The sequence below is a fragment of the Bifidobacterium canis genome (genome assembly GCF_009727065.1).
GTDB classification, from domain to species: domain Bacteria; phylum Actinomycetota; class Actinomycetes; order Actinomycetales; family Bifidobacteriaceae; genus Bifidobacterium; species Bifidobacterium canis.
Genome location: NZ_WNLP01000005.1, coordinates 138,262 through 153,847, shown reverse-complemented (window position 1 = coordinate 153,847; position 15,586 = coordinate 138,262). Strand labels below are relative to the sequence as shown.

Annotated in this window: 14 protein-coding genes and 1 pseudogene; 10 read left to right on the top strand and 5 right to left on the bottom strand. The window is 52.0% G+C overall.

Going from position 1 to position 15,586, the window contains the following annotated elements:
- Positions 1-194: 194 nt before the first annotated feature.
- From GSD1FS_RS09870 to GSD1FS_RS09860, 3 genes are read left to right on the top strand one after another with little or no spacing between them, the layout of a single operon-like run.
- Entirely contained in the window at positions 195-533 is a 339-nt protein-coding gene (locus tag GSD1FS_RS09870) for a DUF4012 domain-containing protein (RefSeq protein ID WP_246165928.1), read from the top strand.
- Positions 530-871 (top strand): DUF4012 domain-containing protein, encoded by a 342-nt coding sequence (locus tag GSD1FS_RS09865; RefSeq protein ID WP_246165924.1) that lies wholly within the window; start codon positions 530-532, stop codon positions 869-871. The genes GSD1FS_RS09870 and GSD1FS_RS09865 overlap by 4 nt, the downstream gene beginning before the upstream one ends.
- A complete protein-coding gene (locus GSD1FS_RS09860) occupies positions 856-1,341 on the top strand; it encodes a hypothetical protein (RefSeq protein WP_246165921.1) in 486 nt (161 codons plus the stop codon). Before GSD1FS_RS09865 ends, GSD1FS_RS09860 begins: the two co-directional genes overlap by 16 nt.
- Before the next feature lie 24 nt (positions 1,342-1,365).
- On the opposite strand, the gene GSD1FS_RS05970 is transcribed toward GSD1FS_RS09860, so the two are convergent.
- The gene (locus GSD1FS_RS05970; RefSeq protein ID WP_155588820.1) at positions 1,366-1,932 is read right to left on the bottom strand and encodes an arsenate reductase/protein-tyrosine-phosphatase family protein; all 567 of its coding nucleotides are present in this window, start codon (positions 1,930-1,932) and stop codon (positions 1,366-1,368) included.
- A 215-nt stretch (positions 1,933-2,147) separates the two neighbouring features.
- On the opposite strand from GSD1FS_RS05970, the gene GSD1FS_RS05965 reads away from it, so the two are divergent.
- The 6 genes and pseudogenes from GSD1FS_RS05965 (at position 2,148) to GSD1FS_RS05940 (ending at position 7,283) form a co-directional block, all read left to right on the top strand.
- Positions 2,148-3,512: a Maf family protein gene (locus GSD1FS_RS05965; RefSeq protein ID WP_155588819.1), complete on the top strand. Its 1,365-nt coding sequence runs from the start codon at positions 2,148-2,150 to the stop codon at positions 3,510-3,512.
- 258 nt (positions 3,513-3,770) lie between these two features.
- Positions 3,771-5,233 (top strand): annotated as a pseudogene (locus GSD1FS_RS10425) (lipopolysaccharide biosynthesis protein).
- 1 nt (position 5,234) lies between these two features.
- Entirely contained in the window at positions 5,235-6,347 is a 1,113-nt protein-coding gene (locus tag GSD1FS_RS05955) for a glycosyltransferase (protein ID WP_155588818.1), read from the top strand.
- Positions 6,348-6,392: 45 nt separating this feature from the next.
- Positions 6,393-6,773, top strand: a complete 381-nt coding sequence (locus tag GSD1FS_RS05950) for a beta-1,6-N-acetylglucosaminyltransferase (protein WP_196425043.1) — start codon at positions 6,393-6,395, stop codon at positions 6,771-6,773.
- A complete protein-coding gene (locus GSD1FS_RS05945; protein ID WP_155588816.1) occupies positions 6,766-7,053 on the top strand; it encodes a hypothetical protein in 288 nt (95 codons plus the stop codon). Before GSD1FS_RS05950 ends, GSD1FS_RS05945 begins: the two co-directional genes overlap by 8 nt.
- A complete protein-coding gene (locus GSD1FS_RS05940) occupies positions 7,041-7,283 on the top strand; it encodes a hypothetical protein (protein WP_155588815.1) in 243 nt (80 codons plus the stop codon). The genes GSD1FS_RS05945 and GSD1FS_RS05940 overlap by 13 nt, the downstream gene beginning before the upstream one ends.
- 9 nt (positions 7,284-7,292) lie before the next feature.
- On the opposite strand, the gene GSD1FS_RS05935 is transcribed toward GSD1FS_RS05940, so the two are convergent.
- Both GSD1FS_RS05935 and GSD1FS_RS05930 read right to left on the bottom strand, forming a co-directional pair.
- The gene (locus GSD1FS_RS05935) at positions 7,293-8,432 is read right to left on the bottom strand and encodes an acyltransferase family protein (protein WP_155588814.1); all 1,140 of its coding nucleotides are present in this window, start codon (positions 8,430-8,432) and stop codon (positions 7,293-7,295) included.
- 135 nt (positions 8,433-8,567) lie between these two features.
- Positions 8,568-10,388: an AMP-dependent synthetase/ligase gene (locus tag GSD1FS_RS05930; protein ID WP_155588813.1), complete on the bottom strand. Its 1,821-nt coding sequence runs from the start codon at positions 10,386-10,388 to the stop codon at positions 8,568-8,570.
- A gap of 259 nt (positions 10,389-10,647) precedes the next feature.
- On the opposite strand from GSD1FS_RS05930, the gene GSD1FS_RS05925 reads away from it, so the two are divergent.
- On the top strand, positions 10,648-14,232 hold the full coding sequence (locus tag GSD1FS_RS05925) for a thiol reductant ABC exporter subunit CydD/CydC (protein WP_155588812.1): 3,585 nt from the start codon (positions 10,648-10,650) through the stop codon (positions 14,230-14,232).
- Between the two features lie 59 nt (positions 14,233-14,291).
- Here the strand turns inward: GSD1FS_RS05925 and GSD1FS_RS05920 are convergent, their stop codons facing one another.
- Both GSD1FS_RS05920 and GSD1FS_RS05915 read right to left on the bottom strand, forming a co-directional pair.
- Complete coding sequence (locus GSD1FS_RS05920) at positions 14,292-14,795, bottom strand: hypothetical protein (RefSeq protein ID WP_155588811.1); 504 nt, start codon at positions 14,793-14,795, stop codon at positions 14,292-14,294.
- A gap of 142 nt (positions 14,796-14,937) precedes the next feature.
- On the bottom strand, positions 14,938-15,513 hold the full coding sequence (locus GSD1FS_RS05915; RefSeq protein ID WP_155588810.1) for a hypothetical protein: 576 nt from the start codon (positions 15,511-15,513) through the stop codon (positions 14,938-14,940).
- Positions 15,514-15,586 lie beyond the last annotated feature (73 nt).

Genomic DNA, 15,586 nt, shown 5'->3' with positions numbered 1-15,586 from the left:
TCAGCAAATAAGTCTTTGCAAGAGCAAGTAAAGCATATGATTCCTTGAAAAACCGAATATTGAACAGATCGAGTCTGCTTATACCCAAGGAAAGATAAGCTAGATGATATCGCTGAAAAGTGAATGGATTGTCCAATACCTTTGAGATGCTTCCAAGCTTCTTGGGGTCGGGGCAATCGCGCACATATGCTGTTATGGCTATGACCACTTCTGAAATGAGGTCATCAGGCGGTCTTATTGGCTCAATTGGAGAAATGACAGCAGATAATGGTGTCATACATATTGGGGATTTTCAATCGAATCAAACATACTTAGCATATGGAAGCGGTGATCGTTCCGCGGATATGGGCAGAATCTTTGCCGATGAGGGTCCATTACATATGTCATTTGATATTCGTGATCTTGCAGTCTTCCCAGATACTGGGCAAGCAGCGACATCAATTCGATCAATCTGGAATCGAACCCCATGGGGGCAGAACACCACATTAGACGGAGTGGTGATGGTTGATCCTGTTTTGTGCAGGAACTCGTGAAAATTAGTGGCAATGTTGTTCTACCTAACGGCACAACTCTCACGGGTGATAATACTGCTGAATACTTACTGAATACGGTTTATAAACAGTATGGCAATGCCGCAGCAGAGACAGATGCCATATTTGGTCTGGCTGCTGCACAAGTTCTGAGCAACATGTTCAAGAACATCAATGTCAGCAAGCTTGCCAGTGTCGGAACCACGATGAATACCATGGCAAAAGAACGGCACTTCTCCATGTATGTGTTTGACGAAAACCTTGAAAAACTATTCAGCAGGCAGGATTCACCGCTACTACTCCAAATAGTGCGGAGAATCCGTCTGTGGGCATTTATTTGACAGAGCAAAATCCGTCAAAGATGGGTTGGTACATCAAGCGCACTACAAAAGTGACCACTGTTTCGTGCGACTCGTCTAAGGGCACTACTTACCATGTCGAATATACGCTGAACAATACGCTCAAGGAGTCTGAAGCGTCTCAGTTGCCGAGTTACATTGTCAATACAGGGCAAGATCTTGGTTTTGGTATTGAAAAGATTCTCTTCTACCCGCCAAAAGATGGCAGCATAACTAATTTGGTCATGCTCAATGGATCTACAGATGCAGTAAAACAAGACACATTGGACGGTAACAAAATTTACCGAACGACTGTGCGCCTTGCGCCAGAGCAGAGAGTGACATATTCATTCGATGTTACTGTCTCACCAAAGGCACAATCCAAACTCGCGATAGATCAGACCCCTATGGGATGGGTTGATACAGGGGTGGTATATGAAGGGGAAACTTGCTCAACTGAGCAAAAGAAGTAGGCACTGACTCGTGGCGTGCATGCATCAGTTGGATGCATGCACGCCACGAGTAGTTTCCAAGGCACTCGCAATATCAGCAATAGCGTATCCGATCTGATCATGGGCAGTTTGGAAAGCTTGGAAATCCTTGCGATACGGGTCTTCGATATCGGTTGCTGTAGGAACCATATGACGTACCATCGAAGAGTTATACATGACTTCGTTCATACGATCTTCGATAGTGTCGCTTTTAAGTAGATTATTCTGTTCAAAGTACTTGCATAGATTTGCAAAATCATTGAGTAAATAGGTTCTAGTTCGAACGCGTGGAGCGAGAGTCACAATTTTCTTACGCTGGTGTTCGGTAAAACACAAGATCAGGTCATTGCTTAATGCGATCTGGGGAGTCAGTCGCTTGGAGCGGAATTGGCTGGCATCAATGCCGTCGCGAGCCATCAACGTCGCGCTTGATGGGTCAATTGGGCTGTTAATAAGACCATGCGTGCCAGCACTGTCAGCGATAATGCTGGTGTCATGGAAGAACAATGGAAACATCAGTTCGCCCATGGGGGAGCGGCAAATATTGCCAGTGCAGACAAAAAGAACTTTCATCTTATTCCCTTCCCTGACTCAATGAGGCTCTGCCATTCATCTTCATCAGGATGAAATATCCGCCGTTAACTGTTATTTATGTCTTATCTCTTCTTGGATATCAACTAATAATAGTGTGTATAGTCTACTAATAAAATTATTCATCAGTGATTTTCAAATGAAATTCACATGGCTATTCTATTCAGCTGCCGTGTATATGCGATATGGTTGAAAACATGAGTGTTCCGCTGATTCTTGCCTCAAAGTCCAAACCGCGTCGTGATCTGCTGTTTCATGCTGGTATTTGCCCGACCATTCGTGTGTCTCACGTTGACGAACCTGCTGCAGTGGCTCAGACTGCCGCCGAAGCTGGCGTGAGCGTTGAGGATTTCCCGATCTCCTCGCAGGTCATGGTGCTGGCTCAAGCGAAAGCGAATGCTGTGTATCAAGCGTACAAGGATGTTGCCGATGTTGCACGACAGGCTCGCGGCAACGAGGTGACAGGCTTCCCGCTGCAGGCGGCAGACGATGATGCCCGAGCAGATTTTGACAGTACTCAAACTCGAGACTTCTCTGGTGTAAGCTTCCCGATGCGTAGCGAGCCAATTCAGAACTCAGCGGCTGAGCGCAATGGGTTGACTGATGCAAAAGTTGGACCACTCATTCTGGGCTGCGATTCTATGTTCCTGTTTGACGGCCAGGCATATGGCAAGCCACACACGCCACAGGTCGCACGCGAACGACTTGAACGGATGAGCGGTGCTACCGGAGAGCTCTTCACTGGTCATTGCATGATCGACTTTGCGTCCGGCAAGGTTGAAACTGGCGTGAGCCGCGCAGTGATCCACTTTGCTGAGTTTTCAGAGAAGATGATCGATCGCTACATTGCGACAGGAGAACCGTTGGAAGTGGCTGGATCCTTTACTCTTGACGGTTTCGGTGGTGCATACATCGACAGCATCGAGGGCGACCCGAGCGGCATCATTGGTCTGAGTCTGCCTCTGGCTCGCCAGCTCACTGAGAAACTTGGCGTCGATTGGACTGATTTGTGGAACGTGGCACGTGATGATCGCTTCCCGCAGCCGCTGAGCAGTGTCAAAGCTCTGCCTCCAAAAGAGAACATTCACCAGCCTGGTGATGGTTGGGTTGATTGTGCATGTGGGCGCAAGCATTGGGGCACGAATGGTGCCGCAGGAGTGCTGTTGGCTCGCCGTGACCCACAGACCGGCAAGGTGACCGATGTGGTGATGCAGCATCGTGCTGTATGGAGTGCAGAGGGTGGAACATGGGGCATCCCTGGCGGTGCAATCGCTGACGGTGAGAGCCCGATCGAAGGTGCGTTGCGTGAGTCCTATGAGGAAGCGAACATTACACCTGCCGACATCGAGGTGGTTGGCTCGTACTGTGAGGATCACGGTCCTTGGAGCTACACAACGGTATTCGCGTTCGAAAAGCCAGGTCATGAGGTGCATCCACGCGCTAACGATGACGAAAGCGTGGAAATCGAATGGGTGCCAATCGACGAGGTGCCGAACCTGAAGCTCCTCACTGCGTTGAGAGCAGATTGGCCAACGTTTAGAAAGGAACTAACCCTTTTATGATTCGACTCCTGATGGCATATCTTAGGTGCTACTGGTAGTAGTTGACAAAGGTCTTTATGAGTGTATGAATTCTTGCGATAAAGATGATTTTGTAAAAATATTGCATTGGAAACGTAATTAATGATAAAAATTAAAGATTTTTAAAAGTATTAATTAGAATAGACTACGTATATAGTTATATTTTTATTATACGTATCCCTATATATAATGCTGTGGAATAAATCGAAGTCTGTCGGCTGAAAGTACGAATGAGGTGTGATGGCAGAGGAAACCCCTAAAAAGAGCATGTCATTCCTGAAGGCGTCAGCCATTCAGTTCACGTCGAAATACCTCAACGTTGCTTTGCAGCTGGTGTTGACTGCTGTGCTTGCTCGTTTGCTCACACCGGAAGAGTACGGCGTGATGGCGGGTATCACCATCTTCACCAGTTTGTTCTCCATTCTCGCAGAGATGGGATTCGGCCCTGCCATCATTCAGTTCAAGCAACTGAAAAGTGAGGACTACGGTGGCATCTTCATTTTCTCGATCATCATTGGCACTGTGATCGCCATCGCTTTCGGTTTGATGGGCTACCCGATTTCATGGTTCTTCAATGATGCTTCATATGTACCTTTGTGTTTCCTCACCGTCATCTCAGTGTTCTTCAACGCTATCAACATGGTGCCGAATGGGCTGTTGCTGAAAGACAAGAAGTTCTTCACGATCGGCATTCGCCTGGTGGTCACCACGCTCATCGGTGGAGTGGTCGCCATCATCATGGCTTATAACGGTTTTGGTACCGCGGCTTTGGTGTGGAATCTCAATATCATCGCAATTCTTGTGTTCATCTGGAACTTTATTTCCGTACGCAAACAGTTGAGCTTCCATAACTTGCATATTTTGCAGTCTGTGCATGTTGTGTTGCGATATTCGCTGTATCAAGCTGGCTATAGCATCATCAACTATTTTCTCGTAACACTGATCATCTCATCATTGGCCGGTTCTTTGGTTCTGCTCCGCTCGGACTTTACGACAAGGCGTATAAACTGACTTCTTACCCGATACAGTTCGTGCCCGGCATTCTGGGGTCAGTGCTGCAGCCATATCTTTCCAAATACCAAGATAATAAAGAAAAGCTGTTCTACTACCAGATGTTGCTTGTGCGATTCCTCGCACTTGCTGGCTGTCTTTTCATGTTCATCTGCGTGCTGTGCGGCGACAATATTGTCTACATCATGTATGGTCCGCAATGGAGTGCGTGCGTGCCATTGTTCATTATTCTGGCATGCAGCATTGCGTTCCAGATGGTGATGAATGTGACCGGAGGCATTCTGCAAAGTGCTGGTAGAACCGACCTGTTGTTCCGTCAGGGATTGTTCGCCACTTTGATCATGCTGGCACTCGTATTCATCGGAGGCGTGGGGCGTAATTTATCTATGCTGACCATTTGTGTGAGCGCTGCGTTCTTCTTCCAAATGTTCACGGTGGCGTATTACACTTCGGTGAAAGCGTTTGAACATGGTATGAAGGACTTCCTTCTTCCGGTGCTGCGCATTATCGCGTTGTCGTTGCTTGCGGCTGTACCAGAGTTGATTGTGCGCTACGTTTTCCACTTGTATATTCCGAATGCGTTCGCCAATCTGTTGGTGTATGCCTTGATATACACAGCGCTGTTTGGTGTGGTGTTTACTCTCACAGGCGATCTTAAAGAGTTGTTCCGAGCGATCAAGCGAAAGGCCTGATATGACGGTTAGTGTTGCTTTTACTGTGTCTTCTCTGGGCATGGGTGGCCTTGAGCGTGTAACAACCATTATTGCCAATGCTCTGTCGCAATCTGACGATTGCACGGTGACGCTTATCAATCTTGCGAACAAATCAGAGTACTTTCCGGTACATACTGATAAGTATGTGAAACCTGGCGCGCTTTCATACAACTGGTGGCGTGTGCGACGCAAGGTGCATCAGAAAATGCGTCACAATGATGGCAACTATACTGCAGAGCATTGGGTGCGCAGATTGTTCGGTCAAGGGCGATACGACTATCTGATTTTGAATCCGGACTTCTTCCAGTACTTCGCCCTGATCAAGCAATTGCAGCCGCAGGCGCGCATCTATCTGTGGATGCATAATAACTACGACATATACGTCAATAAATATTTCGCCCAGCAACAGCATCAGCTGAAGCAAGCAGCTTCTGGAGCAGATGGCATTATCTGTTTGGAGCACTACAGCGCAGCCCGCTGGAGTCAGTGGAACAACAATGTTCAGGTGATCCACAATCCACTGACACTCACCAGTCGCGGGCATGTTTCCGATCTGAATTCAAAAACTATTGCATGCACATCCCGTCTGATGCGTGAGCAAAAAGGGCTGGACTACATGGTTGATGTGGCTGAAAGATTGCCACAGGGCTGGCATATCAACATTGCTGGTGATGGTCAAGATCGTGAATGGTTGGAAGCGGAGATCGCCAGAAAAGGACTTGAAAACAAGCTGCATCTGCTAGGTGCATTGGATGATGCTCAGCTTGATGAGCATTATGCTAGTTCAAGCATGTTCCTTAGCCTGAGTCGTTGGGAGGGCTTCTCCCTCGTCACTGTTGAGGCGATGAGCAGGGGGATCCCGGTGATCGCGTTCCGGTTGCCAGCATTGGAAGAGGTCACCGATAATGGCAAGTATGGCATGCTCGTGCCCCTCGGTGATGTCGATGCGATGAGTGAAGCCATCGATGAACTCATCGATGATCACAGTGAAATGGAGCGCTACGCACAGTTGTCACTGGAGCGAGCCAAGGCCTTTGACCTCCACAAGATTGTGCAAGAGTGGAAAAAGTTAGTATTGAACTCTAAAAGTTGATGTAGCACAATGCACGTTAGTGGGGGAGTGGACCGAGGAACTACTATGCGTCATGCGTATTTGATTATGGCTCACAATAACTTCAGCCAGCTCAAGATCTTGTTATCACTGCTGGATGATGAGCGCAATGATATTTATTTGCATATTGATGCGAAAGTGGATCGCGGTGTAATCCCTGATTTGACAGACGTTGTGCATAAGTCAACATTGCAGTTCGTTACACCGATCCCGGTTGTATGGGGAGACTACAGTCAGGTGGCTTGTGAGATGAAGCTGATACAAGCTGCCGTGTCGTCAGGAGAATATGGTTACTTGCACCTGATTTCAGGTATTGACATGCCTCTGAAATCCAATGACGAGATCGCACGATTTTCGAAAACACAATGGCAAAGAGTTTATCGCCTTTGCATATACAGCAATGAATGACGGTCATTCAGATGATATCAAAAATCGCATTGCGCTATACCATCCTTGGCAGAAACAGTTTGGCAAAAGTGATCCGTTTGCCAAGAAAGCGGTTGGCAAAATTCAGAAAATTATTGGGGTCAATCGCCTGCGTAGTGATCCATTTAAAGTCATTGGTAAAGGTAGCAATTGGGTGAGTATCACTCCTGATTTTGCAAATTACTTGATTGCACATGCCGATCTGGTGCACAAAGTGTTCCGCTCGAGCTGTGTGCTGATGAGCTGTTTATGCAGACGATGATTCTCAACTCCCCATTCGCCGGCAATCTCTACCACCCGGTGAGCGCCGATGATAACGGAGATAACCTGCGATTGATCGATTGGAATCGAGGCACGCCATATGTGTTCCGTAGTGCCGATTATGAGGAATTGAAAAATACTCCAGCACTATTCGCGCGCAAGTTTGATGAGAATATCGATGACCGTATCATCAAACGACTACAAAACGATCTCACGCATGAGAACGCTTAGACCCCTATGCTAAATAGTGTCAGTCTCTGTACGAAGGCTTTTCTTCCTCTTCATTCCGAGACTCCAAGGAATAAAGGCACGAATAAGAATGTCTTCGGCGGCGAGCAAAGCCAAGCAGAAGATGGTGAGCAAGATGCCCCATACCCACTGCATGAATATACTGGCATGCGCGCCATCAATATGCAGTACTCGGAAGAACACCATTTTGCCTACATTGAGTGTCAACGCATTCACCACGTAGAAAGACAGTGAATGCCGACCAATGTATTCCAATACGGAATTATGGGTGATCGCTTTCGAAAGGAATACCGCGGCGGCGACACCGGCGAACATGGCCAAAGCATCAAGAACAGCTCTACCTGCGGTTGATTCCATGCTCAGACCTATGACTGCCACTGTGACGAATACTGCCGTGAACACCACGAAGAAGCCGAACGTTGCAGCTCGATGGATCGGGGATCGAAGGGCTTTCTTGCATGCGATGCCGAGCAGAATAAATCCAGCCACTTCCAGACCATTCATGCCTGAACCGCTGAAAATGCGGAACGGTAGAATCACATTGGGAAACAGTGTGCTCAACGTCAGTGAGACGGCGATAAGAGCCAAGCCGGAACCAACATATTGGTACTGTGTCGTGAACTTCCGGTCAAGCGGGTACGCAATCAGTTCGCCGATGAAGTATGCCCACAGGAACCATAATCCGGAACCATTGATGAGCACATCATAGAATTGCATCCATATGTTCGACGTGTAGTCGTGATTGGCCTGAAGGCCCGATGCTATGCCGGGCGCGATCAATGTCACCAGTGGTTTTGCAAGAAAATACAGCGAAAACACATAGTACGGGATGAGCAGAGTTTGTGCTTTGCGTTTGAGGAAGTCGGGGAAGCTCCTGCGCGAACTGAATGTGAGGCCACCAAGGAAGAAGAAGAGCGGCATGTGGAATAGGTAGATGAAGTTGATGGGAGTGTCGAGCGCAGGCAACCACACGCTCTGCCCGTCTCCATTACGAATATGCCCGAATGAAACGAGGATGATGCCGATTCCCTTGGCTATGTCAATCCAATGAATTCGTGTTGTGCTTCGATTGCTGGTCAGCTCTGTGGATGGTTTGTGAGCCGTTGCGTCAGTGGTGAGTGCGGTAGACATGAAAGCAGTTCGTTCCTCGGAACAATATCGGGTTGACTATTAGATACTTGCAGTGTACATGCAGCGCTAACCGTGAAAAGATGCCTCAGCATGGAAGTCTATGCTGAGGCATCTAGTCGAATTCTTTATCGATGGTTATCGCTTGCCGGCATACAGTTGCCCGTCGATCTCCTTGGCGAACACTTTGTTGACCTGCGGGCGCACGACTTTCATCGATGGGGTCAGGCACTTGTTCTCCTGCGAGAATGTGGTGGGCAGCACGATGAACTTGCGCACGGATTCTGCGCGGGAAACATCGGCGTTGGCGCGGTCGACGTATTTCTGGATCTCAGCGGCGACCTCCGGCAGTGCTGCGGCCTGTTCGATGGTCAGATCTGCCGGCAGCTTCTGCGTGGGCAGCCAGCTGACGAGGCCCTCCTGATCCAGCGTGATGACGGCACCGACGAACGGACGCCCATCGCCGACCACGACGGCGTGCTCGACGATCGGGCAGTTGCTGATCTCCTGCTCCATCGGGATCGGGGAGACGTTTTTGCCGCCTGCCGTGATAATGATGTCTTTGGCACGGCCGGTCAGCGTGATGTGGCCTTCGTCATCAATGGAGGCGAGGTCACCGGTGCGCAGCCAGCCGTCCTCGGTGAACGCTTCAGCGGTTTTCTCCGGCAGGTTGTGGTAGCCGAGGAACACGTTCTGACCCTTGGCTTCAAGCTCGCCGGTGTCGGAGATGCGCACGGAGGAGCCTGGAACAGGCTGGCCGACCGTGCCCAGCACGTTGTCATGCACACGGGTGAACGCGAATGGAGCGGCGGTTTCGGTCAGGCCATAGCCCTGAATCATCGTCAAGCCGATGCCGTTGAAGAACAATGCCAGATTGCGGTCGAGTGGAGCGCCGCCACAGGCCAAATACTTGATGCGCGAGCCGAAGGCGCTGCGGATAGTCGAATACACAAGGCGCTCATACATCGCATGTTCGGCTTTCTGCTTGGCGGTTGGTTCGATGCCGGCCTGCTTCATCTCAGTCCATTCGCGTGCAAACGCAACGGCGCGCGTGAACAGGCGACCCTTCCAGCCGGTGCCTGCCTTGCGGGAGGCTGCATTGTACACCTTTTCGAACACACGAGGCACGGCTAGCACGAACGTCGGCTCGAACACCTGCATGTCGTGAGGCAGCGTCTTGGTGCTTGGCAGGTAACCGAGCACACCCTCTTCGGAAGTGAAGGCGAAGTACTGAATGAAGCGTGCGAAGCAGTGGGCGAGCGGCAGGAACAGAAGCAGGCGCGACTTGCCTTCAAGCACCTCAGGCACACAGTCAGCGGCAGCGCGTGTGATGCTCACGAAATTGCGGTGCGAGAGCTCAGCGCCCTTCGGAGCTCCGGTCGAACCGGAGGTGTAAACGATCGTCGCCAAATCATCAGCACCGACACTGGCGATGCGTTCGTCGAGCTCCTCACTCGAAACCATCACGCCCAAGCCTTCCAAAGCCTGAACCGCGTTGGCGTCGAGCATCAGAATGCGCTCCAAGCTCGGGCAGTGGTCGAGCACGGAATCTAAGCGGTCGAAGCGCTCCTGATTGTCGGCAATCGCGAGCTTCACATTGGAATCATTGAGAATACGTTCCGCCTGCGGAGCGGAGTCGGTGTCATAAATCGGCACAGTCACCGCACCAATCGCAGCCAAAGCGAAGTCGAGCAGTCCCCATTCCACGCGCGTCGCGGAGAAAATAGTCACCGCGTCGCCCTTCTCGATGCCGAAGGCGATCAAACCCTTGGCGATCGCGCGCACGCGCTCATTGAACTCGCCGGCGGTGAGCTTGCTCCAGCTGCCGTCCGCCTCCTTGTTCTCAGTGAGCGGCGAATCCTCGCCGGAGCGCGCAATGCGGTCGGTGAGCAGAGAATAGATGGTTTCATCATTGCGAACGGTGAGCGCAGGGCCCGGCGTCGTGTATTCGGTAAGCATAAGAGCAATAATCCTTGTTCTAAATCCCTCAACGGTTTCCGCGAGCAAGTTTAAGTTACGCACGCGTAGCCTGCATTGTGGGCTCCGACAACAGTTTGCGAGATTGATTGTTGAGATTGCACAATCACCAACACTCACTGGTGTTGAGTCAAGTGCGCGCAATGTGTGATATCACACGAAAATAACACTGTTATTCACGCGCCGAAACTGCTAGATTGGCACATGGTTTCCTGAACGAGGCAAAGAGTAGGGAAGATGCATGCTAGATAGACGTCTGTTTTCGATTGCGCCGGGCGTGCGCAAATACGTCGCCGCGAAAGCGCTGTGCCTGTGGATTGGGTTGCTCGCGGATATCGCGTTGTCGGTGACTGCAGTGTCGCTCATCGGAGCGGTGCTGTGGCCAGGCTCGTCGCCGGTCATGCTGCCGGCTTCCACGATATGGCAGTACGTGCTCGTGTTCTGCGTGATCGCGTTCGTGCGCTTCCTCGCACATTATTTCGGCGCGCGGTTCGGCACCGAAGCTGCGGAGCGCGTCAAACTCGGGTTGCGCCGCGCGCTCTACAACAAGTTGCTCGAACTCGGCCCGTCATACAGGCAGCATGTGAGCACGGCGACGATCGTGCAGCTGATGGGCGAGGGCGTCGACCAAGTGCAGAGTTTCTACGAGCGCTTCCTGCCGCAGCTGTTCTACGCGGTGCTCGCTCCGCTGACACTGTTCGCAGTGGTTGCGCCGATCAATCTGCCCACGGCAACCGTGCTGCTGGTGTGCGCACCGCTGATCGTGATCATCGTGGGCATGGTGGCGATGCGCGCGTCCCGCGTATTCAAGAAATACTGGGGACGTTACACCGACATGGGTTCCGCGTTCCTCGACAATCTGCAGGGACTGGAGACGCTGAAGACGTTCGACGCGGACGACACCGCCGCGAACAAGATGAACGAGGAGGCTGAACAGTTCCGTGTGATGACGATGCGCGTGCTGCAGATTCAGCTGCGCTCGCTCACTGCCATGGATGTGGTGGCATACGGTGGCGCGGCGGCTGGCATCGGCACCGCGATCTGGCAGTTCCTGCACAACGGCGGCACTGCGTTCAACTCCGCGTTTGCCCCGCTCGTCGTGTTCGACGGCCCGCACCTGACTTTGGCTGGCGTGCTGCTGATCGTGCTGCTCTCCGCCTCGTTCTTCCTGCCGCTTCGTCAGCTCGGCTCGTATTTCCACGTCGCGATGAACGGCATGACGTCGAGCAAGAAGATCTTCGCTTTGCTCGACACTGATGCTCCGCAGTACGGCACGCAGGAGATCTACGGCGATTCGATCAGCGTTCGCATCCGCAACCTCGGCTTCATCTACGGTGATGAGGAGCAAGACACTCCGGCGCTGCAGAAAGTGACGCTTGACCTGCCGGCCCAGTCGATGACCGCGATCGTCGGCGAATCCGGTTCCGGCAAATCGACGCTCGCCGCATTGATCGCAGGTGAGCTGGAGGGCTACGCTGGTTCGCTGCAGTTCGTAGTGAACGGCGAGCCCGTGGAAGTACACGATCTCACTGAAAGTTCGCTTATGGACGCGGTGTCGTTCGTGGGCGCTCGCAGTCACCTGTTCGTGGGAACATTGCGAGACAATCTGGCGATGGCTGCGCCGGATGCCACCGAACAGCAGATGTTCCACGCGCTCGAACTTGCTCATATCGATGATTTCGTGCGCGAACAACCTGGCATGCTTGATATGCCGCTCGACCCGGCGCAACTCTCCGGTGGTCAACGCCAGCGCATCGCCGTCGCGCGAGCGCTGCTGCATGATGCGCCGATCATGATTTTCGACGAGGCGACCAGCAGTGTTGACGCTGCTTCCGAGGCGCTGATTATGCAGACTGTGCACGAGCTGGCTCGCACGAAGACGGTTATCGTTGTGACGCACCGCCTCGCTGACGCCAAGGATGCCGATATGATCGCCGTGTTCGACCATGGGCATTGCGTGGAAACTGGCACGCATGATTCGCTGATGTCCGTTGATGGTCAGTATGCGAAGATGTTCAACGCGCAGGCCGCCGTCGAGCAGGTCGGCAAACGTGCTGATGCGAGTGGATTGCGCTATGCGGACGCCACTGTTGCGGCGAATGAGATCGCCGCTGCTGGCGCGAACTCCGACTCGGCCACTGCTCACAGCGGCGGTGCGAATAGTGTGGATTTGAGCGCTGACGAGTCGATGACCACCTCGCAGGTGATCCGCCGACTCCTCGCACAGGTCGGTTCACTGCGCCCGCTGATGGTTCTCGCATGCTGCTTCGGCGTGCTCGGGCACTTGGCTGCCACATTCATGCCGGTGTTCGGCATCATGGCAGGCTTCGCCGCTTTCGGCCACCCCGTGTGGGGCTTGAGCACTGGTTGGGCGATCGGACTGATGATCGTATGCGCGCTGATTCGCGGACTGATGGCATATTGCGAGCAATACATGAACCACAACCTCGCGTTCCGCTTGCTCGCACTGTTCCGCGAGCGCGCGTTCGCCGCGCTCCGCAGACTTGCTCCAGCGGCGCTCGCGAACAAAGGCAAAGGCGACATGATCGCATTGATCACCACCGACGTCGAGCTGCTCGAGATCTTCTTCGCGCACACGATTTCGCCGACGATCATCGCGATTTCCACAACGATTCTCTACACCGTCGCACTGCTGTTCCTGAACCCATGGTTCGCCTTGCTGCTGGTGTGTGCACATCTGATTCTTGGCGTTGTGATGCCACGCCTCTTCGCGAACGCGCTGCATGGCGTTGGCGGATCGATTCGCAAGGAAAGCGCTGCACTTGATGACCAAGTGCTCGACGATATGCAGGGACTCGACCAGATCATTCGATTCGGTCGTGGAGATTCACGTCTTTCCAGCGTTGTGGCACGTTCGCGTGCGCTGTGGAAGGAACATACACGGCTGAGTGCCCGCAATGGATTGTTCAGCGGATACGACAACGTGGTGGTCATCGCCGTCACCGCATTGGCGGCGTTCATGGTGGTGTGGATGAGCGCCACAGGCGGCGATATCAGCGCCAATGTGACCGCGTTCGTGCTCGTGGTGAGCTCGTTTGGCCCAACGCTGGCATTGAGCGCATTGCCCGCCAACCTGACCCAGACCTTCGCTTCGGCACGCCGCCTGTTCGCGGTGCTCGACGCGAAGCCGGCGGTCGAGGAAACCGGCACGCAGCAGGAAGCCTACAGCGGCATGCATATGGATTCTGTCACGTTCGGTTATGGCAACGGCCAGAACGTGCTGAACGACATCACGATGGACATTCCGGTATCCGGCATCCTCGGCATCCAAGGCCCATCGGGTCGTGGCAAATCCACGTTGTTGAAGCTGCTCATGCGTTACTGGGATCCACAGCAGGGCGTGATCTCGATGTCCGGCACCGCTCTGCCGGCGATCGACGCGCATACGCGTCGCCGTTTGCAGACGATGATGAGCCAGGAAACCTATCTGTTCGACGGTACGATCGCCGACAACCTGCGTATCGCCAACCCCGATGCGACGGATCAGGAACTCTACACCGCCTTGCAGAAGGCGTCGATCTCCTCACTGATCGACGATCTTCCAGATGGCATCGATACGCGCGTCGGAGAATTGGGCGACAGACTCTCCGAAGGCGAGCGCCAGCGCATCGGTTTGGCTCGCATGTTCCTGCGTGACGCCGACCTCTACCTGTTCGACGAGCCAACGAGCCGCCTCGATTCACTGAACGAAGCGTATATTCTTCAGTCGATCAACGCGCTCGTCTCCGAGCACAATGCGGCGGTAGTCCTCGTCTCGCACCGTGATTCCACGATGCGAGTGGCCGACGACGTGCTCGAGGTCTAAGCAACGGTTCTAGATGCGAAGTGAGGTTGTGCAGGATAACCTGCACAACCTCACCGTTATTATTGCTGCGCTTCTTCTTTGCTGATGTAACGTTTTTGTATGCTTGCGATCTTGCGAGTAAGGAATCCATAGAAGCGCTCGAACAGCTTGCCCCTATGCTTATCAATAGTCAGTTTGAACAATCCTTGGCGAATGAGATCGAGTATCAGGCATCCGACATAGATGATCAGAATGGCTAGAAGACCAGTCAAGATCGACCATGCGCCGTTGTATACGCGAGGCATGGGGAACAGTGAAGCCCATGTCGCTTGTATTGAAGGGTAGGTGTGAATCAAATAAATGCCGAATGCTGATCCAGCCAAAACATTCACGAATTTGGAGTGCCAACTCATCTTGCTAAAGAGCACGAAAAGCGCGAATCCCATCATCACCTCGGTGATCATCCAGTGATCGAATGGGAAGTTCTGCAAAGTCAGTTTTTGCCAGTGTGCAAATACAAAATGTTGGCCAAGAGCCAGTATAACGTATTGACTGCGAAGCCTCCTGCGATGATTGTAGCGCATGTTTTGACGGAGAACTCTCGCATGTACCACTTGTAGTACGAAATTAAAATCGCTAAATAGATGAATACGAACACTGATTTTTCAGTGAGGTTGAAAGTGAATTGTGGGATCAAACCGGCTACGCCCCACAGCAACAGCACACTCAATGCCAAAGTACCATGCAGTTTTTACTGAGCGCACGCAATCCTCGTGAAAGGTAAGGGAGGAACAGAAGGAACAATGCATAACTTGTGGGGTACCACCATAAATTCATTGAGATTGGCAGTATGGATTGAATTCCTACGTATGTAATGCCTCCCGAATATACGCCTGTGCGATGTAGCACTAAAGTCACAACGAAAAGAGTGAGGCTCCAGAATAGCAGTTCACGTTCAAGCAGCCAGATGCGTTTGAATGAGTTTTTAATAGTGAGATTTCGGTCAAGTAAGAACCATACTGAGATGGTGAAGAACACGACGTCTCCGATCCAGCCACCACCCATATAGATCACTTGATACATGAACTTGGTGATCGAAAGCGGTTGAGCTGCAACCCATTCACCATACTGACCAGGTTCAGCGCCGCGCACGAAATGGCATCCGACGATCATAAGCATCGAAAGCAGGCGTAGCAACTCAATACTCGAATTGCGAATGTTGCCGGTCACCGAAGATTCGATATGCTCATGTGCCATGTGAGTCTCTTCCCTCTCCTCCGCTACGATTTCATGTGCTTTCAAAATGCGAAACATATATGAACAGAATATTAGACAGACTGTGCGAATAAGGCTCTGCAGAAAATGCCGTACTTTA